20 protein-coding genes and 1 tRNA gene are annotated in these 21,011 nt (G+C 53.9%); 4 read left to right on the top strand and 17 right to left on the bottom strand.

Annotated elements, in window-relative coordinates:
- Positions 1-7 precede the first annotated feature (7 nt).
- A complete protein-coding gene (locus E0765_RS09560; RefSeq protein WP_132812999.1) occupies positions 8-1,771 on the bottom strand; it encodes an ABC transporter ATP-binding protein in 1,764 nt (587 codons plus the stop codon).
- A 160-nt stretch (positions 1,772-1,931) separates the two neighbouring features.
- On the opposite strand from E0765_RS09560, the gene E0765_RS09555 reads away from it, so the two are divergent.
- The 3 genes from E0765_RS09555 to E0765_RS09545 all read left to right on the top strand — a co-directional run bounded on the left by E0765_RS09555 (position 1,932) and on the right by E0765_RS09545 (position 3,597).
- A complete protein-coding gene (locus E0765_RS09555; RefSeq protein ID WP_132812998.1) occupies positions 1,932-2,528 on the top strand; it encodes a peroxiredoxin in 597 nt (198 codons plus the stop codon).
- Positions 2,529-2,589: 61 nt separating this feature from the next.
- On the top strand, positions 2,590-3,336 hold the full coding sequence (gene fetB, locus E0765_RS09550; protein WP_132812997.1) for an iron export ABC transporter permease subunit FetB: 747 nt from the start codon (positions 2,590-2,592) through the stop codon (positions 3,334-3,336).
- A gap of 78 nt (positions 3,337-3,414) precedes the next feature.
- Positions 3,415-3,597, top strand: a complete 183-nt coding sequence (locus E0765_RS09545; protein ID WP_132812996.1) for a hypothetical protein — start codon at positions 3,415-3,417, stop codon at positions 3,595-3,597.
- A 3-nt stretch (positions 3,598-3,600) separates the two neighbouring features.
- Here E0765_RS09545 and E0765_RS09540 read toward each other — a convergent pair whose 3' ends face one another.
- From E0765_RS09540 to E0765_RS09525, 4 genes are read right to left on the bottom strand one after another with little or no spacing between them, the layout of a single operon-like run.
- Positions 3,601-4,839, bottom strand: a complete 1,239-nt coding sequence (locus tag E0765_RS09540; protein ID WP_132812995.1) for an ATP-dependent RecD-like DNA helicase — start codon at positions 4,837-4,839, stop codon at positions 3,601-3,603.
- A complete protein-coding gene (locus E0765_RS09535; protein ID WP_132812994.1) occupies positions 4,832-5,908 on the bottom strand; it encodes a VWA-like domain-containing protein in 1,077 nt (358 codons plus the stop codon). Before E0765_RS09535 ends, E0765_RS09540 begins: the two co-directional genes overlap by 8 nt.
- Positions 5,905-6,897, bottom strand: a complete 993-nt coding sequence (locus E0765_RS09530; protein ID WP_132813256.1) for an AAA family ATPase — start codon at positions 6,895-6,897, stop codon at positions 5,905-5,907. The genes E0765_RS09535 and E0765_RS09530 overlap by 4 nt, the downstream gene beginning before the upstream one ends.
- Complete coding sequence (locus E0765_RS09525; RefSeq protein ID WP_132812993.1) at positions 6,897-8,138, bottom strand: hypothetical protein; 1,242 nt, start codon at positions 8,136-8,138, stop codon at positions 6,897-6,899. The genes E0765_RS09530 and E0765_RS09525 overlap by 1 nt, the downstream gene beginning before the upstream one ends.
- Before the next feature lie 74 nt (positions 8,139-8,212).
- Between E0765_RS09525 and E0765_RS09520 the strand changes: the two genes are divergently transcribed.
- Positions 8,213-8,473 carry an SEL1-like repeat protein gene (locus E0765_RS09520; protein ID WP_132812992.1) on the top strand — a complete coding sequence of 87 codons (261 nt, stop codon included), beginning with the start codon at positions 8,213-8,215 and terminating at the stop codon, positions 8,471-8,473.
- Here E0765_RS09520 and E0765_RS09515 read toward each other — a convergent pair.
- The 12 genes from E0765_RS09515 to guaA form a co-directional block, all read right to left on the bottom strand.
- Positions 8,470-9,216 carry a 3'-5' exonuclease gene (locus tag E0765_RS09515; protein ID WP_188109938.1) on the bottom strand — a complete coding sequence of 249 codons (747 nt, stop codon included), beginning with the start codon at positions 9,214-9,216 and terminating at the stop codon, positions 8,470-8,472. The two genes, E0765_RS09520 and E0765_RS09515, sit on opposite strands and share 4 nt — an antisense overlap.
- Entirely contained in the window at positions 9,216-9,572 is a 357-nt protein-coding gene (locus tag E0765_RS09510) for a hypothetical protein (RefSeq protein WP_132812990.1), read from the bottom strand. Before E0765_RS09510 ends, E0765_RS09515 begins: the two co-directional genes overlap by 1 nt.
- A gap of 177 nt (positions 9,573-9,749) precedes the next feature.
- Positions 9,750-9,834 (bottom strand) — tRNA-Leu (locus E0765_RS09505).
- A gap of 51 nt (positions 9,835-9,885) precedes the next feature.
- On the bottom strand, positions 9,886-10,200 hold the full coding sequence (locus tag E0765_RS09500) for a F0F1 ATP synthase subunit C (RefSeq protein WP_132812989.1): 315 nt from the start codon (positions 10,198-10,200) through the stop codon (positions 9,886-9,888).
- A gap of 94 nt (positions 10,201-10,294) precedes the next feature.
- Positions 10,295-12,472: a polyribonucleotide nucleotidyltransferase gene (locus E0765_RS09495; RefSeq protein WP_132812988.1), complete on the bottom strand. Its 2,178-nt coding sequence runs from the start codon at positions 12,470-12,472 to the stop codon at positions 10,295-10,297.
- Positions 12,462-13,118 (bottom strand): phosphoribosyltransferase, encoded by a 657-nt coding sequence (locus E0765_RS09490; RefSeq protein ID WP_132812987.1) that lies wholly within the window; start codon positions 13,116-13,118, stop codon positions 12,462-12,464. Before E0765_RS09490 ends, E0765_RS09495 begins: the two co-directional genes overlap by 11 nt.
- 8 nt (positions 13,119-13,126) lie before the next feature.
- A complete protein-coding gene (locus E0765_RS09485; protein ID WP_165921736.1) occupies positions 13,127-14,527 on the bottom strand; it encodes an MlaD family protein in 1,401 nt (466 codons plus the stop codon).
- 16 nt (positions 14,528-14,543) lie between these two features.
- Positions 14,544-16,679, bottom strand: coding sequence for an LPS-assembly protein LptD (locus E0765_RS09480; RefSeq protein WP_132812985.1), 2,136 nt, complete (start codon positions 16,677-16,679; stop codon positions 14,544-14,546).
- Entirely contained in the window at positions 16,672-17,121 is a 450-nt protein-coding gene (locus E0765_RS09475; protein WP_132812984.1) for an RDD family protein, read from the bottom strand. Before E0765_RS09475 ends, E0765_RS09480 begins: the two co-directional genes overlap by 8 nt.
- On the bottom strand, positions 17,121-18,389 hold the full coding sequence (gene purD, locus E0765_RS09470; RefSeq protein WP_132812983.1) for a phosphoribosylamine--glycine ligase: 1,269 nt from the start codon (positions 18,387-18,389) through the stop codon (positions 17,121-17,123). Before purD ends, E0765_RS09475 begins: the two co-directional genes overlap by 1 nt.
- A gap of 379 nt (positions 18,390-18,768) precedes the next feature.
- Positions 18,769-19,419: a uroporphyrinogen-III synthase gene (locus E0765_RS09465; RefSeq protein ID WP_165921735.1), complete on the bottom strand. Its 651-nt coding sequence runs from the start codon at positions 19,417-19,419 to the stop codon at positions 18,769-18,771.
- Between the two features lie 8 nt (positions 19,420-19,427).
- A complete protein-coding gene (gene guaA, locus E0765_RS09460; protein ID WP_132812981.1) occupies positions 19,428-20,972 on the bottom strand; it encodes a glutamine-hydrolyzing GMP synthase in 1,545 nt (514 codons plus the stop codon).
- Between the last annotated feature and the right edge of the window lie 39 nt (positions 20,973-21,011).

The following is a 21,011-nucleotide window of genomic DNA, read 5'->3' as shown; positions in this document are numbered from 1 at the left end:
AATTTCCTCATCCTTGCTGGGAATCGACAAACCGCTTGAAACGGCCGTCGAGATTTTCGAGCTCTTCACGCGTCCCCTCTTCGAGAACGGCGCCGTTTTCCAGGACGTAGATGTAATCGGCCTGCGTGATGGTGCTCAGGCGATGGGCGATGATAATCACCGTACGCCCTCTCAAGAACTCTTCCAATGCTTCGAAAAGGGCGCTTTCGGTGTGAACATCAAGCGCCGACGTCGATTCATCGAATATGACGGCCCCGGGATCGGAGAGAACCATCCGTGCGATCGAGAGGCGCTGGCGTTGTCCGCCCGAGAGTCGAATCCCGAACTTTCCGACCTGCGTCTCGAGCCCCTGGGGAAGGGTTCGTACGAACGGCTCGAGCTGGGCGATTTGAAGCGCGTTCCATATCGCCGCATCGTCGATCGGGTCACCCATAGTGAGGTTGAAGCGAAGCGTATCATTAAACATCAGCGGTTGCTGTAAAACGACAAAAACGTTTGCGCGGACCCTTTCGAAGCCGATTTCCCGGACACTCAGCCCATTATACACTATATCCCCGGCGGTGGGGGGATAAAACCCCACCAGCAATTGCGCGAGGGTACTTTTCCCACTGCCGCTCGCTCCGATGACGGCGATCCGTCCCCCACGTGCGACGTCGAGTGTCACCCCCCTTAATACGGGCCGGTCAGGATCGTAGCCGAATACGAGTTTTTCGGTGCGTATCGCTATCCCTTTCTCCCCGAAAGGGTCCCGAACGTTCCGATAGCGGGGCTCGGAAGGTAAAGCAAGCAGTTCGTTTACCCGCGAAAGGGCGTTTTTGGCGTTGGCGTAGCTGTATTGCAGCGACAGCAGCTCCTGTACCGGCGTCATCATAAACCACAGGTAACCGAACACCCCGAACATCATCCCGATGGAAAGGTCCGAATGGAGCACCATCACGAGTCCCAGCGCCCGGAACACCTCGAACCCGCTCAGAAACAGGGTGTAGGAGTAGCGCTCTCCGGCCAGGGCCTTGATCCCGTACGCCGTAGCGCTTTCTTTTAGGAGGCGGGCCTGTTCGGTTGCGCGTGCAATGAAACGCTCCTCTTTGTTACTGGAGCGGATCTGTCCGAAAAGGTCGCACATTTGACTGAGCGTATCCGAAAGTTCGCCGATAGTACGGTTTTGTTCTTTTTTGAGTTTCCCGACACGGCCCGATATTTTACGGGTCAAAATCATGATCATGGGCTGAAAAACGAGGATGAGGATTCCAAAAAGGGGATTGATCCAGATGAGGACGACCGCTACCCCCACCAGTGTCGCAACCGAGACGATCAGCTTTGAAAGGGCTCCCCCCATGAACTGCTCGATGGTTTCGATGTCGGTGACGAGATTGGTGACGACCGCCCCGCTGCCCAGACGTTCGTAAGCGCTCATCGAGACGTGTTTGAGGTGTTCGAGCGCGCGCCGGCGGATATCGAAGCTTATCTCCTGGGAGAGGGCGATGAAAAACTTCTGTGATGCGACGCTGAGAAGAAAGAACAAAAAGCGCAATCCAATCGTAACTGCCAGGACGATCCCGATATAGAGAAGCGGCTCTTTGAGGGTTCCGAAACGGTCGATCGTTTCGGTGATCCATCCCCCTTTTTCGAGCAGCACCTCATCGACCAGCAACGGGATCAGCAACGGGGTAGGTATCGATACGAGGGTCGCTGCGAGTGCAATCAGGTTCCCCAGAATCAGGGGGCGTTTGTAACGGCTCATCATGCCAAATAAGGTACGAAACGTAATCATGTACCGATTATATCCAATACGGGGAAGGTAGATTGCAACTTCCGTTCTAAATAATAAAAATTTTCCTTTAGAAAGCCAAGTTACTTCACGGTAATTTAGTTGCATTAAAGTTCGTGTGTTACAATTTCTGCACGTTTAAAAAAACCATAAAGGAAATTTCATGCTCGTTACCAAAAAAGCTCCCGATTTTACCGCAACTACCGTTCTGGGAAACAACCAGATCGTCGACAACTTCAACCTTTACGAAAACCTCGGACCTAAAGGTGCGGTTCTTTTCTTCTACCCATTGGACTTTACGTTCGTTTGTCCGTCTGAAATCATCGCGTTCGACCACCGCCTGGACGAGTTTACCGCTCGCGGCATCAACGTGATCGGTGTTTCCGTCGACTCGCAGTTCAGCCACTTCGCGTGGAAAAACACGCCGGTAAACCAGGGCGGTATCGGACAGGTTCGCTACCCTCTCGTCGCTGACCTGAACAAACAGATTTCACGTGATTACGACGTATTGTTCGGCGATTCCGTCGCCCTTCGCGGTTCGTTCCTGATCGACAAAGACGGGACTATCCGCCACGCCGTCATCAACGACCTTCCGCTCGGACGCAACATCGACGAGATGCTCCGTATGATCGACGCGATGCTCTTCACCAACGAGCACGGTGAAGTATGCCCTGCGGGATGGAACAAAGGGGACACCGGTATGAAAGCCAGCACCGAAGGTGTTGCCGAGTACCTCGCTTCACACGCGGACAGCCTGTAAGTTCTCCTTTTCCCCTCTCGGGGAAGCCTCTTCTTAATCTAAAATCGACTATCCTTTTTCTATGCAATACTCTTTTTTAGCCTCGTATCTTCTCATCATTTTTGCCCTCTGGTATTCACGGCGTGAGCAATTCGGGCTGGAGAAAACGATCCTCACCAACTCGATTCTGGCGATGGTGCAGCTGGGAGTTTTGGGATACGCCCTCGTCTATCTGTTCAAAATGGAGCATCCCGCTCTTTTGTTTTTCGTTCTAACGGGGATGGTCACCTTCGGTGCCTACACGGCGAAAAAACGCTCGCCGCTGGGAGAGGAGAGTTTCAAAATAGCGTTTTTTACCCTCGGGGCCTCTTCGGGGATCGTTTTTTTATCGATGATGGCGTTCGGAGTGATTCACATGGTTCCGCATGAAATGATTCCCATCGGAGGAATGATCATCGGCAACGCCCTTAACGTCTATACCCAAAGCACCGAGCGGTTCCGCGCCGAGGTGAAAAACACGATAGAGACCATCGAGGGGATGGTGGCACTCGGCACACCCCTTAAAGAGGCTCTCTCCTTTGCTTCCAAAGCTTCGGTCAAAGCCTCTATGATCCCCACGATCAACATGCTCCAGACGGTCGGAATCATTCACATCCCCGGAATTACGACGGGGATGCTCCTCGCGGGAGCGGATCCGCTGATGGCGATCTCCTATCAGCTCGCCGTCATGTACATGATGGTCGCCGTCGCGCTCCTCTCGGCTGTATTTAGCACCTTCTTTTCCTATCGTGTCATTATCGGTGCGGCGTTTAACGGGCAAAATAACTAAATCAACCATCTTACTGAGCTATAATTCCCTCTTCATTTTCAAAGGCAAATAATGAAACTTCATTGGTTAAATTATTGGATGATGCTCCATGCAGGACTCTTCTGGGTTATCATCTATTTTTGTATCTTCAAAATCCTGGGATACTACGATGTAGAGTGGGCAACACTGTTTCAATGGTGGTGGTGGAATCTATTTGCCTATCTCTACGTTGCGTTTATGCACTTCATCACGATTAACAAAAAAAAGTTTATTCAAGACTAAATTTTATACCGAATCGCTAAACCACTTCGCTTTGGGGTGGACAAAACAGAGTTTCTCCCATCCCCGATTCGGACGGATCAGTGTGACGCGATGCGCCGATACCGAGCGAGAGAGGGCGACATAAAACTGCGAAGGGGTGAAAATCTCGTTGGTCTCGATAACGTAATCGGCCAGGCTCATCCCCTGCGATTTGTGGATCGTGATCGCAAACGCCAGTGTCAGGGGAAACTGACTCAGAGTAATCAGTTTTTCTTCACTGAGGGTATTGGCTTTTTCGACCCAGCGGGTTTTGATGGTATCGACGCGCTCCACTTTGACGCTTTGCCCTCCCTCTTTTTTCACCCAGATCACATCCTCTTCGATCGAGGTAATCCGCCCCCGCTCTCCGTTGTAGTAGTTCCATGCGTTTCGGGTAAAGAGGATCGGGGCTCCCACTTTGAGGCTTAGAGCAGGTTCGATGCGGCTTTCGATCATAAACCGCTCCACATCACGGTCCTGGATCTTTTTGTCGTGGATCGTGACGTAAGTCTCCACCTCGACCATCTCCCCATGCAAATGCTCTAGCTGGGAACGGTTATGATTCTGAGCGCTGATATTTTTTCCAAATAACAGCGTCATCGTAGACATATCTTCAACCAGAGGTTTAACCAACGCTTCGAGGGCCTCGTATGCCGCTTCATCGAGACGGGCATGGCGAACTTTCTCCAAAAGCTCTAAAAACTCCGCTTCATGGGTACGATACGATCCCTCCAAATGAAGCGTCTCAAATCCCATCCGCTCCCAGGAGGGAGATTCAAACGCAAAGTAAATCGGTTCATTCCCCCTCGCCACGGGGGGGAGCTGCAAAAAATCCCCGACCACGATGATGCGGCCGCCAAACTCGGCCTGAAGCAGCCGAAGCCGGATCATATCGAGCAGCGGTGCGCTCACCATCGATATCTCGTCAATAACGATGAGCTGCATGGAACGGATCAGTTTGATGATTTTTTTGGCGGGTTCGAGCTTGCCGTTTCGTTCAAGCTCTTCTTGGGAATTGGCAATCCCCAGATCGAAAAAACTGTGCAGCGTCTGCCCCCCGATCAATGTCGCCGCCATCCCCGTAGAGGCTAAGCGTGCGACGTTTTTCCCCTCCTTTTGATACGCGTCGATCACCGCGCGGGTGAGAGTCGTTTTCCCCGATCCCGCCCCCCCGGTGATAAAGAGGTTCGAACGTTCCAAAATACTCAAAGCGGCTTCAGTCATGAGAACCTTTCAATACGATCACCCGCCCGAATGGGACATCCGCTTCCGCAGGTGCTATCCACAACGTCTCGTAAGGGGGTTCATACGCTGGAAACGTCCCGTCCAGATCCGTAAAATAGAGCAGCATTCGGGGTTGAACGTGCCACGCTTCGATCTGCTCGAACACGGGCCGAAAATCGGTCCCGCCTCCCCCCGCCAAAACGTAATCGATGTTTTCACCGTTTTCGAACCGCGCATGGGAGCGGATGCAATCGTCACATACGAGCAACTCGACGCTGTACGAGCCGAACAGCTCGAGGATCGATTCGACCTCGGCGATGAACGCAGAAAGCAAATCCTCATCCACCGATCCCGAACTGTCGATCGCAATCGCGATGTCCAGATGCCGCGAGTGGGTACCGGGCAGATAGATCCCTTCATACAGGAGTTTCTTGCTGGGAGGCAAAAGCGTAAAATCGCTGACATAATATCCGCCCACGGCGTCGCGCAATTCGCTGCGCCAGTCGATCCGGCCGCTTCGCTCTTTTCCCAGAAACCGTACCACCGCATCGCTCAGCGGATCGTTTTTGGCGAACGCCTCACTCACCCGCCGTTCCCGTTGGGCTCGGGAAAGTTTCTCATCGGCACTCTCCCCTTCACGCCCTTCGTCCGCGTCGCGGTCGTTTGGCTCCTGATCGAGAAATTCCGTTACGAGCTCCGCATAGATCTCTTCGGCACTGAGGCTGCCGAAACGTTTATCATACATCACTGCCGGAGGTGCTTCGAATCCGTTGTCGATCAGGAGCGCATTGATTGCGTAATCACAGGCCATATTCCACAACCACGGACTGCGGTTCCCCCGCCGATGCGTATGGGAAAGCGCTTCGTGAAGCGCCGCGTTGCTCAGCGCGAAGAGCTTCTGGGCGTCGTTTAATCCTTCGACGTAGCCGGTGCGGTATTCAAAGCGCCCTTCGCGAAAAGCGAAACTTTCGATGTTGTCGTTGACAACGCTCTCCATGCCGGCGGCGATCGTCCCGAAAAAGGGGTGTTCAAGCAGCAATCGCGCTTTGAGGGGTGAAAAATCGATCATAGCAGATACGCGTACGCCTCAACCCATTCCCCGAAAGCATCGAGATGCTCCATCGCCACGCCGTGGCGTTGAAGATCCTGAACGATGAGGACGGCAAATTCGTTTTTAAGTCTCAATGTATATTGCAGCACATGCGACACGGCTTTGTCCGAAGGGGATGCCAAAACCCGTCCAACAAGTGCCGAGGAGAGCGCATACAACGCCGAAAGTTCCTGCGGAGCCTCCGCCGCTTCGCCCGCCATGATCGCGTCGATATCGGGCAGGGCGTCCATCACCTGCACAAATCCCAGAAAATCGACGGCGGCATCGTTCCCTACCGCACCCCCGATCGCATCAAGCCACAGCGGACGGGGAAGGTTTGCGGTCAAGATCCGATGGACCGCCTCCCAGCTGCGGGGAGTAGGGAAACTTCGTTCGTTGCGCGAGGGGTCGAATCCGAAAAGGGCCTCGTTCTTAAAAGCGATGTAAGCCGTTACCCGCGCGTCGATCCCCTCTCCCAATGCCCAGTCGCGCCAGTCGGCTGCATTGACTTCCATTTCGACGTGAACGAAACGGTTCGCCAGCGGGCTGGGAAGGCGATAGACAACGCCGCGGTCCCCTTCGCGGTTTCCGGCAGCCACAATGGCCCATCCCTCAGGGAGGGTATATTCCCCCACCTTACGATCGAGAATCAGCTGGTATGCCGAAGCCTGCACCGCCGGGGCGGCCGAGTTGAGTTCATCCAGGAACAAAATCCCCTCGCCTCCCCTGGGTAGAAACGACGGCGGCGCCCACATCGCACTGTGGGAATCACGTTCGTAAAAGGGAATCCCCTTAAGGTCGGTCGGATCAAGCAGGGAAAGACGCAGATCGATGCATTCCACCCCCCTCTCTCTGGCAATCTGTTTGATGATCGACGATTTGCCGATTCCCGGCGCCCCCCATAAAAAAGCGGGGATTTTCGCCCCGATCAAAGAACGCATCGTCGTCAAAGCATCAAGGGTTCGCATCAGTGCCATCCTATGTTGTGGGTTTGTATGTGTCTGCCGAAAGCGGGATTGGTTTTGACCGCCCTCTCGAAGCGCCGGTCGAGAGAAAGCTGATACAGAAGTTCGATCGGCGTTGCGGGATTGGCGGCAAGACGGGCATGAACCTTCGGATCGTCCGAACTGTAGAGCTTTTCGAGAAGCCCCTCCGGCAACGAAGGGTTTGCCGCCAAATACTCGCCATACGTTCCCGCCTCCATCAGCGCCGAAGCATGCCGGGGCGCGAGCGATGGGTTCGCCGCAAGCGACTGAAGTACCGTATTCTCGCCCTCGGCCGCCAGTGCGTCTTGCATCGCGTCGTCCAGCGAAGGGTTCGCCGCAAGCGCAGCCGCGAACCCTTCGCGCAGCCTTTCAAACAGCTCTCCCGACAACACCGCATTGCGTGCAATGAGTGCGGGAAAACGTTCCATCAGTACTGTCCTCCCCTCTGCCGAAAGGGTGGGATTCTGCGAAAGCAGCTCATCGACTTCCCCCCCCGCCATCAATTCCGCTTCCAGCACCAACGGCTCGCGTCTGGCCAGCAATGCGGCACGCGATGGGAGGAGTTTTCGCAATACCTCCAAAGGGGTCTGAGGGTGAAGCGCCATGGCGTCCAAAATACCGGCAACCGAACGCTCCGAGGGGCTATTGAGTTCTTTGGCTATCGGCGAAAGCGCGGCAACGGCGCCGATAAGTTCATCCGTTCCGTAACGCTCGATCAGATGCGCCAGTCCGCTCATCGCGTACTGGACGTTGTGATTTTTCTCCGGATCGGCGTAAAAACGTCCGATGATCGCGGCGGTCACGTCGCGGTTTCGATCGTTATCGAAAAACCCTTCGTTCTGCCAGTCATAAAGTCCGAGCAGCTTGAAAAAAAGTTCGTCGGTGATGTAGGGATTCGCTAAAAAATCGACCAGCCGCTCCTGATCTCTCGAGAGCTTCAGGCTCATCAGCAGCCGGTTGGGTTCGATTGAACGGCACAGCCACTCTTCGAGAGGTTCGAGCGCATGAAGCGCTATTTTCCCCTCCGCGTAGATCCGCGCCGACTCTGCCTGCTCGTAGGGGTTCATCATCCTCCCCTCAAAGGCCATTGCTGCCTCCGATGCCAACGTACGTGTCCACTCTATCCCGTGCAGCCTGAGCAGCCGGGTGAATTCCTCTTCGCTCAGCGAACGGGTTTTTCCCAACAATAAAACCGATTTGCCGGAGAGTTCGGTGTAATCCATACGGGCATTATAATCCATCAGCCTAAAAATAGGCCCGGGCGCTATAATAACGGCAACTTTTTAAAGGATTGCCGATGGAACGACTGATTGAGGGGATCAACGCCTACAACGCCGGAGAGTTTTCGCAAGCGTACGAAATCCTCTACCCGCTGGCCCAATACGAACGCGACGACGAAGCGCAGCTGTATGTCGGAATGATGTATTTTTACGGTGAAGGGGTCGAACAAAGCGAAGAAAAAGCGATGGAGTGGTGGAAAAAAGCGATGCGTTCGGGAAACCAGGACGCGGCGTATCGCCTGAGCGAACTCAAAACCTCCACCAAAACGACGTTCTAACCATTCCCCAAAACGACGTTGATACTGTAGCGCATGTCTTCGTCGAGGCTTTCCATATTCCCCAGCATCCATGAGAGATAGCCGCGATCGCTTTCGACGATTTCGGAGAGGGTTTTACCTTTGTATTTTCCGAATTTCAGAGGGCGGGCATAAAAAACCGGCGTCTGTGTCAGTTCCACCATCTTGTCGATCGGATTGACCTCGCCGAAACGCTCGGCAAGCCGCTTGCGAAGTTCGCTCAAGAAGAGTTTCAGTACCAGCACGTCCCCGATCGCATCGTGGGCCTTCACTTCGATTCCCAGTGCCTTCGCTTCGGCCTGCTCGATTTTGTACAGCCCCAGCCGATACCGGAAATACTGCAGTCGATGTGCTTCCTCGTCATCAAAAAGATGTTTTGCGCACCGCAACGTATCGATGAGCCGCATCCGCGAGGTAAAATTTTCTTTGGCGAGCATCCCCAGATCAAACGGCGCATTATGGATGATCAGGATGTTTTCGGGATCATTGAGCCCTTCGAGCGCGCGAAATGCGCCCGTCTCTCTACACGTCGGAAGCCCTTCGATCATTTCGGGAGTGATTCCGTGCGTCTCCATAGCCGGAATCGCGATGGGGACTTCACTGTAGCACAGGTCATTGTAAACCTCTACGTTTTTCCCTTCCAGGACCATGAATCCCAATTGTATGATCCGGTCGTTTTCACCGGCTCCCGTCGTTTCGGTATCGAGTAAGACGTATTTTGCCATCAATACTGGTCGTCGTCTTCGTCGCGGTCGAATTCGTCGTAATCATCCTCGTCTTCGTCGTCGAAATCGTCCTCATCGTAATAAAGGTCGTCTTCGTCCTCGTCCCCTTCGCGCATCGACGTCAGCTCGGTATAGAGCTGTTCGGCTTCCTCTTCGTCGAGCTGCCCGCTGTTGATCTCTCCGAGCAGTTCTTTGTACTCGTCACGCAGTGCCTGAAGGTCTTCGAGCTGGGCCCGTTCCTGCGGCGATGCGTCTTTTTGAGATGCGATCGATTCGAAGATATCGTCGATGTGTTCTTCCACGTCGGGGATCAACTCGTTTTGAATCAAATGTTTTAGTTGTGTCAAGTATGCCATCTTCTATTCCTTGCGGTTTGAATAATCTCATTATAGTCTAAAAACAAGAACGAGTACAGAAACGAAAGGAAAAAAAATGACGTTTTTGCAGGGCTTTTGCACAGGAAAAAAGATTGTAGAAATGATGAATCGGATCGAAAAACCGGGGATTTAAAAGGGAGTTTTTAATAAAAAGAATGGTGCGATCGGCGAGATTTGAACTCGCACACCTGTTGGCACTACCCCCTCAAGATAGCGTGTCTACCAATTCCACCACGATCGCAGTTAAAAAGAAAAAAGATCAGCCGAAGCTGACCGAGGGTTATACCCGGAGTTACCCGAGGTATGGGTTCGCGTAAAGAGCGATAAGAGCGATGACCAGGGTATAGATAACCTGAGCTTCGATCATCGCAAGAGCGATGAACATAGTTGTCATCAGTTTGCCGCCGAGGCCAGGGTTACGAGCTGTACCGGCGATTGTTGCGGCAGCAGTGCTACCCATACCGATGGCACCACCGAGTGCAGCCAGACCAAGGCCGACACCCGCAGCGATCATCGAGTATGCTTTAAGCGTTTCGTTCACTACTGCTTCTTCAGCACCGAATGCTGCAGCGGCAAGAGCGATCATAAGAAAAAGAACTTTTTTCATGAGTGATCTCCGTAAATTATTCAAAGCCCGTTCGGATTACGTATCCCTACTTATCGCTTCGTGGATGGAATTATAATCCGGTGCAGCTAAAAAATTACTTAGCCCGCCCAAGCCCGATTTTGTTTCCTTTGAATTCGACGATTTCGACCGTGATCTCGTCCCCCTCTTTGACCACGTCGCTCACCCGCGATACGTGCCCCTCAGAGAGGCGTGAGATGTGGATCAGCCCGTCGACACCGCCGGGTAATTCGACAAACGCCCCGAAATCGACGATTTTTTTCACTTTTCCGGTGACGACGTCACCGAGTTTATATTCCACCTTTTCGGGTTGTACCGCGCCGCTGGCGATCCCTTCGATGTGATCGCGCGCTCCTCGCAGCCCTTCGCGGTTTTTCCCGGTCAGCTTCACCGCACCTTTTTTCTTGTCGATATCGATCGTGACGTCGAAGCGCTCGATGATCTCGCGGATCGTTTTGCCTGCCTGACCGATGATATCGGCGATCGAACCCGGATCGACATGGAACAAGTCGGTACTCGGGAGCGTCCCTTCATTCAGCTCGATTTTCGCTTCGGAAGCCAACATGATGTCGATGATATGACTACGGGCCTCTTTAGCCTGAAAGAGCGCCTCGCGCAGGACGTCCAGACGTATCCCTCCGAGTTTGATGTCCATCTGCATCGCCGTGATCCCCTCTTTGGAACCCGCCACTTTGAAATCAAGGTCGCCGTCATGGTCTTCAAGGCCCATAATGTCGGTGAGAATCGCATATTTCTCCCCTTCTGAAACCATTCCCATCGCGACCCCCGCGATCGGATCGGCCATCTCCAGATCTCCCGCACGAAGTGCCATGTAGCCGCCGCACACCGTCGCCATCGATGACGAACCGTTTGACTCAAGGATTTCGGATACGAGGCGCACCGTCTGGCCGTTTTGGACACAGGAGCCCTCGAGTGCCCGTTTGGCGAGATTTCCGTGCCCGAGTTCCCGGCGGCGAGGGGCTCCGATCGGCGAAGGTTCTCCGACGCTGAATCCGGGGAAGTTGTAGTGGACCATGAACGTTTCGTTCTGCGTCCCTTTATCGGTGAGGTTTTCAAACATCTGCGCGTCTTTGGCGCCGCCGAGCGTCAAGACGACGAGCGCCTGGGTCTGTCCTCTGGTAAAGAGTGCCGAAGCGTGGGCTCCGGGGAGAACATTCGTTTCGATGCTGATGGGGCGAACTTCGGCAAGCCCGCGTCCGTCGGCGCGGACGCGTTCATCCAGAATCTGCGCGCGTACCATTGAGCGTTTGACCGACTCGATCGCCTTTTTCAGTTCGTGTTCGTCCCACTCGGGCTTCTCTTTCATGATATTTTTACGGATCGTGCGCAGCGCGGTGCTCCGCTCCGTTTTGGCCATCTGGTTGATCCCTTTTTTCAGGTCATCGGTATGGGTGGCGCGGACGTACTCTGCCATTTCGGCGTTGATTTCGCTGATGACGCACTGCAACTCGAACGGTTCGGCCGCAAAAGGCTTGAACGCCGATTCATACGACGTGTTCGCTTTTTTCAGTTCCTCTTGGGCACGCTCCAAAACGGTGATGAGTTCATCTTCGCTCATCGCATTCGAACGGCGCACCGGCATCGTCTGCGCCATTCCCGCCGAATCGATGATCGGATCGATCATCAGCGCGTCGAGAACCTCAACTTCATCGCTTCCGATGCTTTGCATCTCGATCATCAGCATATCATCCCGGCTTCCGGCGAGGTAGAGATCCAGGGTGCTGTTCTCCATCTCTTCACGCGTCGGATTGAACACGATCTCGCCGTCGATTTTGGCGGCCCGCACCGCGGTCACCGACGTAAAGATGTCGATGTCCGATACGTAGAGTGCCGCAGACGCCGCATTCAGCGCAAGCACCTGCAAATCGGCATCGTTGTCGGCACTAAGAACCATCACCGTGATCTGGATCGGGTTGGCGAATCCTTTGGGAAAAAGCGGACGGAGCGAACGGTCGACGATCCGCGACGTCAGCGTCTCAAAATCGCTGGGTTTAGTTTCTCGTTTGATGAATCCGCCGGGAAATTTCCCGGCCGCGTAACTCTTTTCGATGTACTGCACCGTCAGCGGCAAAAAGTCCTCGTCCACGAAATCGGTTTCGTCCACGACGACGGTCGCAAGGATCACCGTGTTCCCGCATTTGAGCCACGCGGCCCCGTTTGCCTGCTTGGCTACCTGTCCGAATGCGTATGATTCGGTTTTGTTCGTCAGTTCCAGTTCTACGTTATAGTTCATCTCTTTTCTCCAAAATTGTCTCTATCGTCTCTTCCTCGACGGGGTCGAATTCCTGATAATAGCATTGCGTATCGACGTAATCGTCAATCTCATGGACGCAGAAAACGGCGTCCACGATCGGGTCGAGCGCTTCGACCACCTCCGAGGGGATCACCGGTGCGGCGACATATACCGCCTTGGCCTTTTGCGAAAACGCGGTTTTGATCGCGCACATCAGTTTGAGTCCCGTTTCGCTCCCCTCGTCGATGAGCAGGACCGTTTTTCCTTTCATCGACTCGAAATGTTCCCCTTTACGGTATCGGTAGATCGCACTGAGGATTTTCTCTTCGTGTTTGCGCGTCGCTTCGCCGTAGATATAATCCACCTGGATATCAAACGCTTCGAGCAGGGGCTGCAGGATTACGATCTCTTCGGTTTCGCTCACCCGCGCGAGTTCGCATTCGCCGTTTTGGGGAGCGGTGATCGATGCCGAGAGAAGATAGTCGATGGGAAGTTTCAGGCGGGTATTGAGGGCGTCGGCAATGACAAGCCCCCCCGCAGAGACCGCGACAAGACTCCATCCTTCGTTTTTCATCCGATCAAGCGGCAGCACCTCTTTGAGCTGGACCGCCGCGTCGGAACGGTTTTTAAACTTGATCTGCTGCATAACCGGGTTTACCGTGCCATCGATGCGGCACCGAACGTATATTTGATGTCGTTGTCGATAAAGCGCAATCCAAGCCCCAGGAAGAGGTTCTGCGATTGCGGGTTGAGGAAATTGTCCCATCCGCCGTAGAGTTCAAGATGCTTGAGCATCTGGTAGCGCAATTGCGCTTTGAGATGCGCCCGCTCGGAGCGGACGTCGTTGACGGCATTGAAATCGAACGCTTCGGCCGAAAACTTCAGGCGGTCGTGGTTCATAAAATAGTCAAACCCGATCCCCCCGGTCGATTCGATCGCCCCGAAACGGAGCAGGAGATTGTCGAAACGTTTCCCGTACTGGAGCGAATAATAGAGTTCGCTCTCTTTGTGTTTGCCCGGGGGGTTTGTCGTGTATTGCGAGTAATCGTCGGTGCTGATCAGGTCAAACATGTAGTACGTTTCGGGATTGGGAAGGTAGTTTACCCCCAGATAAACCTTGCCGTACTGATCGCGCATCATGTAATCGGTATGCATCGCCACCTGCAGCTCGCTGGTCGTAAAGTTCGAGAGCATCGAATCGACTTTCGCGAACGCCTGCTCCCCGCTTTTGAAGAAGTCCCCCGCGGAGGTGAGAGCCGTTTTGAGCGACGAGCGGTTTTCGCTCAGGATGTCGCTGACGTTGTCTTCGATTTTGACGAATTTATCGACCGCTTCGGGGAGTTTGTGCTCGAGCGCGCCGCTGATGTTGTCCATCCGCGTCGTCAGCGAATTGATCCGGGCCATGATTTCGGGCAGGTCTTTGTTTACCGTATCGGCGCTTTGGGCGAATCCGGCGCTCATCGCCCTGAAATTGGCGATCGCGGCGTGCAGGTCTTCGCGGTTTTCGACGATGACGCCATCTAGGTTGACCCCGACGTTTCGAAAAGCGATGATCGCTTCCTGGATCGCTTTGCGGTGTTCATCATCCAGCGTTTGGCGAAAATCACGCATCAGCAGTTCGAGCTCGCGGGCGGCGGCGTTGACCGAGTCGCTGGTCTGATCGAACGAGGCATAACGTTTTGCCTGCGGCAGAGTGCCCCCGCTTGCAAGCATCTGCGGTGAATCACCGACGACGATATTGAGCACTTTCGTCCCCAGCAACGACTCCTGTGCGACGATGACTGAGGAGTCGAGCGGAATTTTGACCCCTTCGTCGATGGCCAGTTCGAGACGGACCCGCTTTCCTTCGATCGCTATGTCGCTGATTTCACCGATTTTGACCCCGTTCATCAGAACGTGCGTATGCTCCTCGATGCCCGATGCGTCATCGACATACGCGTTGGCCGGATAAGTTTCACCGCCCCAGGTACCAAACGACGTCACCTGCGTCGAGAGGAATAACAATGCCCCCAACGCCATCAGAACGAAAAGACCGATTTTAGCTTCCAGTTTCATACGCTGCCTCTTTGTATTAGTTGCCGCTGAGTTTGTAATTGAACTCAGACCCCCCGACCGGTTTGAGGACGATCGTGATAAAGATATACGAATCATTGACCGAATCGTTCGCACTCGCGTTGGTGAGAATCGGTCGGCGGTTCTGTACCAGTCGCAAACCGAAATCGAGACAACGCCGCGAGTAGAGGAATCCGATTTCGCTCGTTTTCATCAAATCCTCACGGTAGTCGTAGGCGACCGATCCGAATATTCGGTAGTTGCGGTTGTACTGGTACGCCGCATCGGCCGTCCAGTAGCTCGAATAGACCGTCTGGTTATTCAGAAGCTGGTCGGTGTAATAATGGTTGATCCCCGCGCTTACAACCCCGTTATTATAGCGCAGTGAATTTTGCTCTTTGGTGATGCGGTTGCGGTCGTGGTGGTAGGAGGTCTGGTTGTAAAACGAAACCGCCTCGGTAATCTGCCATTCCAGCTCGTTTTGCAGCTCCCCGTAATAGCTGCCCGCTTCGTCGAAACGGAAATTCTGCGACAACCGGTCGGCAAGGATCTGTTTGCCGTCTTCGAAGAGATAGTTGTTCAGCCCCAGCGAGAGAGTATCGCTGGGTTCGTTGAGGGTATAGTATTCGCATGCGGGGTTTGTATTCCCCGGAATACATTCCTGGCTGGAATGAAACGTTTCGTAATAGCCGCTGTAACGGCGGCTTCCGGCGGCAGTATAGCTCACGCTCGGGGTAATCGCGTGGACGTACGATTCATACGGGCGCACCAGCGTCGAGGAGAGGGCGAAGGTGTGGTCCAGCTGCGCGTAAAGGCCCTGCTCGTAACGGTTGGTATCGTCGCTGTAGGGATTGCCGTAAAAACTGATCACCCTTGATGAAGCGTTCATCGTGTAACTGGCGTCGAGGTATTCATCAAGCAACGCCGTCTGCAATACGACCGGAACACTGAAATCGCCCTGAATTGCGCGTTTTCCGTCGGGGCGGTAATAATGGGTTGCGGTCGCTTCCCCGTTGATGAGAAGATGATCTTCCAAAAAGGTCTGAAGATACCGGTGATAGTGGAGCGTCGGAATCGTTTGGATGGTTCGGTCGTTATTGGCTAGATCCAGGTATTGGTAATGCTTGAAATAAGCACCGACGTAATGGTCTTCGCCGTTATAGTAGGCGTTGATGCGTGACATAACCTGGTTGGAGGTGACGTTTTGCGTCTGATCCGACTTTTGGAGGTTCAGATAATCGACGTCGTTCATCCAGGCCCCGTCGACGTACAATCCCGATTCGCCGGCCAGATTGACCCCGAACCATTCACGCAACGGAGCTTTGTGGATGTAATCGACTTCATACCCGTAATGTTTTTGGTTTGCAAGGTCCTGCTTTTCGGCGTAAGCGGCTTGTTCTTTGAAATATCCGACGCGGATGGAGCCCTGCGACGAGAGGGTATCGACGAAGCGGAAATCGGCATACATCCCCTCCCCTCGGGAGGTACGGATCTGGGGTCGCAGCTCAAGGTCCCACCAGTTGTGGGGGGCCAGGTAGATCGGTTGCTGATAATAAAAACCCTCGGAGTTCGACCATCCGAAACTGGGGATAAGCAGACCGCTGCGGCGGGTCCGGTCGGTCGGATATCCGAAATAAGGGAGATAAAAAACGGGGACGTCGTTGATGACGAGACGGGCGTTAAAGAGGTTGAGCCACATCGCCTCGGTGTCGTAATTGGCGCTGCTGAAGCGGATTTTCCAGAGCGGGTCGGTCGATTCACATCCCGAGACGGCTCCGCTGGAGAGGTCGATTTCGTTCTCGCACGCTTCGGCCTCTTCGGTGCTCAGCCAGTTGCCGCTCGCCTGGTCGAGCATGTAATAGGGTTTTGAATAGCGCTTGTCGGTCGTCAGGTTATAGCGGGCGTAGTCGCTGATGATGTGGTACTGGTTCGCCTTGAAAACGTTCACCGAGCCCTTCGCTTCGACAACGGTGGTATTTTTGTCGTAAACCATCTCCTCGGCGCTCATGATCTGGTCTTGATAGAGCATCACGGGATTTCCACCCGCATACGCCGTCGAACCGTTCATGTCGGCATGGGTTCCTACGAGTTCTACCCGGTCGGATCCCAATAAGAGGGTCGATGCGACCAAACTGATCCAGCCGAAGTTACGCATTGATCACCAATGTACGCGCCGTGCGGTCGTGCCAGCTTCGGCGATAGGGATCGAGCATTGCCCAGATGAATCCCAGATAAAAAAGCACTTCGCTCACAACCCGGAAAACACTCCGGTTGAACGCGCTCAAAAAGCCCGGATTCGACAGGGTGGAGAGTTCGATGACACGGATTTTCATCACGATTTTCCCAAGGCTCGCGCCGTATTGCATCGTAAAAAAAGTATGGTAGACGATTTTGATCGCCATAAACTCGAGAAGAAAGCTGTTGGTGAGTGCGATCATCTGCTCGACCGTTTCGGCGGCGGAAATCGCATCCCATAAAATGACGAACATCAATACCGACAAAAGTATCTCATCGATCCCGAACGCCGCAGCCCGCTGGCGTAGGGAAGCGGGTTCGAGCCGTTCGCGCTCCAGCAGCGTATCGAGTTGTTCGTCCATCAGCGCAGCGCTTGGTATGCGATATCGGTGCGGAGCTTTTTCCCCGCATAATGGACTTGTCCGCACAGCATATAGGCACGGTCGCGGGCTTGTTTGATGCTGTCGCCGACGCCGACACACACCAGCACCCGTCCGCCGGTCGCGTAGAGTTTCCCCTCTTCCGCGCTCACCCCGGCATACGCGATATGGGTATTTTCGGCAATCTCATCGTGGTGAATTTCGTCTACGATGATTTCAGCGGGTTCTGAATTGGCATAAGGGTAGTCGCGGCTCGCCATCACGACACCGACGGCATATTTGTCATGGAACTCGACGTTCAGGGTATCGAGCTGTTTGGTCGCCGCTTTGTAAAACAGTTCGCTTGCAGGCGTTTTGAGCAGCGGCATCAGGATTTCACACTCCGGGTCGCCGAAACGGACGTTGAATTCCAGCGTCAGCGGCTCACCGCCCACAATCATCAGTCCGATGAACAAAACCCCTTCGAACGGAGCTCCCTCTTCCTGCATCCCTTTGAGGGTCGGACGAATAATCCGCTCTTTTACTTTCTCATAGATCACTTCGTCCACAAGCGGTGTCGGAGCGTATGCTCCCATCCCGCCGGTATTAGGCCCTTCGTCATTGTCCAGAAGGCGTTTATGGTCCTGTGCCGCCGGAAGAAGGATGAAGTCTTTACCGTCACACAGCGCGAACATCGAGAGTTCGTAGCCGTCGAGAAACTCTTCGACAACGACCCGTTTACCGGCATCACCGAATGCTTTCCCGCTGAGCATCTCCGAAACGGCAACCTTCGCTTCCTCATGGCTCATCGCGATAATGACCCCTTTTCCGGCACACAACCCGTCGGCTTTGACAACGATCGGCGCGTTCAGCGATTCGATGAATTTGAAGGCGTCTCCGATATGGTCGGTTTCGATATAGCGTGCGGTCGGGATGTTGTTCTTGGCCAAAAAGTTCTTCATGTACACTTTGGAGCCTTCAAGCTGCGCCGCGGCTTTCGAGGGTCCGAAAATGACCAGTCCCTTGGACTTGAAGACATCCACCACTCCCTCGCTAAGCGGCCCTTCGGGACCGACGATCGTCAGATCGATTCCGTTATCGAGGGCAAACTGCGCCAGTTCGTGATAGTCTTTGATCGACACGTTTTCGCCGAGCATCGGCGTCGCACCGTTACCCGGGGCAAAATAGAGTTTCGACACTGCAGGATCCTGTTTTAGGACTCTACCGATGGCAAACTCCCGTCCGCCGCTACCGATAACCATTACGCGCATACTACACCTTGAAAAAAAATTTGCTGGTTTTACCTGAAATTCGCACCGGATTCTCAGATCAAACAAGCAAGAGATTATAACCTCTTAATCCCAATGTGCGGTTTAAATTTATGGCGGAAAAATAGGGAAGGGAAGAAAAACATCTAAGAAGAAACACAAGGCCCGGGCGGGCGTTTCGCAGTAGCTTTGGTTCTCAAAGCCGAACAAAAGCGGACCGAGCGTCCATCCGGCGGCAATCTCTCGCCCGTAGGCTCAAACGAGACCGCCGACACACCAAGACGTCTACCGGTTCCACTGTATAGAAATGTAGAACCCTCAAGTGCGATTGATCGCTGCGCCCAGAGTAAATGATTATAACGCATACGCTTTTAAAAAACGATTATTTTTTGTCCGCTCCGGCAATTTCACAGGCCAGTTTAACGGCAGATGACACACTGGTTTCGGCACTCGTACGCGCAGCGATCCCCTTCGGCAGCGATTTTTCGGTCGTCGTTCCGATCGCCACGACGGTATGGGTATCCAAAAGTGCGTACCGCTCCAGATAACACCGGACCGAGGAGGGGGAGGTGAACACCAATACCGCATCCTCCGGGACCTCGATTCCTCCGGAGTCGGCGTTGCAGACCGTCTCGTACACGATTGCTTCATCCACCGAAATCCCTTTTTCGTTTCGCGCGTGTTCGGCCCAATCGGAGGCAACCGTTTCAGGACGCAGATAGATCCAACGCTTCCGTGTTCCGAAACGGCCCAGCACATCGGGCAGACTTTCGCCGTAGCCGTTCCCTGCAACGACGTTCGCCACACCGGCGCGCCGTGCGTGCTCGGCAGTGGGTTCGGAGACGCAGACGCATTGCAGTTCTTTCCACTCAACATCGTAGTTATGGAGCGCTTCAATTCCCTGCTTGGACGTGAATACGATTCCGTCATATTGAGAAAAATCGATGGGCGGCGTTAAAAAACGGATGGAGAGAACGGGTATATGGATAACCCCCGGATAAGGGGTTTTGGAGACAAGAAAAACGGGGCGCACTACGCGCCTTATTCCCACTCGATGGTAGCGGGCGGTTTGGAGCTGATGTCGTACACGACGCGGTTGATCCCTTCGACTTCGTTGATGATGCGGCGGCTGATCCGCTCAAGCAGATCGTGCGGCAGATGGGCGAAAGTGGCCGTCATGCCGTCTACCGCTTCGACGACGCGAACACACACGGTATTGTCATAGGTACGGTTATCTCCCATGACGCCGACGCTTTTGACGTTCAGCAATACGGCGAATGCCTGCCATGTACGGGTGTAATACCCGCTTGCTTTGAGTTCATCAAGCAAGATGACGTCGGCTTCGCGGAGAATATCCAGATCGGTTTTGTTAACTTCCCCCATGATACGGATCGCCAGACCCGGCCCCGGGAACGGATGACGGTAGACAAGCGATTCCGGGAGGCCCAGTTCAAGGCCCAGTTTGCGCACTTCGTCTTTGAAAAGGTCGCGCAGCGGCTCGATCAGCTCGAAATCCATCCAGTCGGGAAGCCCCCCGACGTTGTGGTGGCTCTTGATCGTCACCGAAGCACCGTTGGGGGAGATCGATTCGATCACGTCGGGATAAAGAGTCCCCTGCGCAAGGAATTTGATCCCTGAGTGTTTTTTCGCTTCCGCTTCGAACACCTCGATAAACGTATGTCCGATAATTTTGCGTTTCGTCTCGGGATCGGTCACTCCGGCAAGCTTGGAGAGGAAAATCTCCGAAGCGTCGGCGACGACGAGAGGGACTTTGAGGTGGACTTTGAAAATGTTTTCAACCGACTCTTTCTCCCCTTTGCGCAGTACGCCGTTATCGACGAACACGGGAATCAGCTGATCGCCGATCGCTTCGTAAAGCAGCGCCGCAACGACCGAAGAATCAACCCCGCCGCTGAGGGCGCAAAGAACTTTTCCGTCCCCTACCCGTTCACGGATTTTGATGATCTGTTCTTTGAGGAAATGGCCCATGTCCCATTTTTCGGTGATGCCGCAGATTTTGCGCGCAAAATTGCGAAGCATCAGGTACCCCTCTTCGGAATGGTTCACTTCGGGGTGATACTGCATCGCGTAAATACGGCGCGACTCGTCGGCGATGGCCGCATACGGGGAGTTGGCCGAATGGGCGATCGGCGAAAACCCTTCGGGAAGGACGTCGACTTTGTCCGAATGGCTCATCCACACGATCCGCTCGTTTTCGCAGCTGTCGAAAAGCGGGGAGTTTTTTTCCATATCGATGTAGAGCTCCGCTTTACCGTACTCGTGATGATCGCTGCGGACGACCGAACCGCCGAAATCGACAGCGATACGCTGCATCCCGTAGCAGATGCCCAGGACGGGGATTCCCAGTTTGTAGACCTCCCGGTCCACTTCGTAGGCGTCTTTGTTATAAACCGATGAAGGACCGCCGCTGAGGATGATCCCTTTTGGATTTTTTGCTTTGATCGTTTCTGCGTTCGTCCGGTAAGGGAGAACTTCGCAGTAGATTTTGTCTTCACGCAGACGGCGGGCAATCAGTTGCGTATACTGTGATCCAAAGTCAAGGACGATGATACTGACGTCTTTCACGGGAAAGCCTTTACGATTAAAATGTGGGAAAGGGGAAAG

It is taken from the genome of Sulfuricurvum sp. IAE1, from assembly GCF_004347735.1.
Classification (GTDB): Bacteria; Campylobacterota; Campylobacteria; order Campylobacterales; family Sulfurimonadaceae; genus Sulfuricurvum.
Note: the sequence above shows the minus strand (reverse complement) of the source record. Positions and strands in the feature narration are given on the sequence as shown.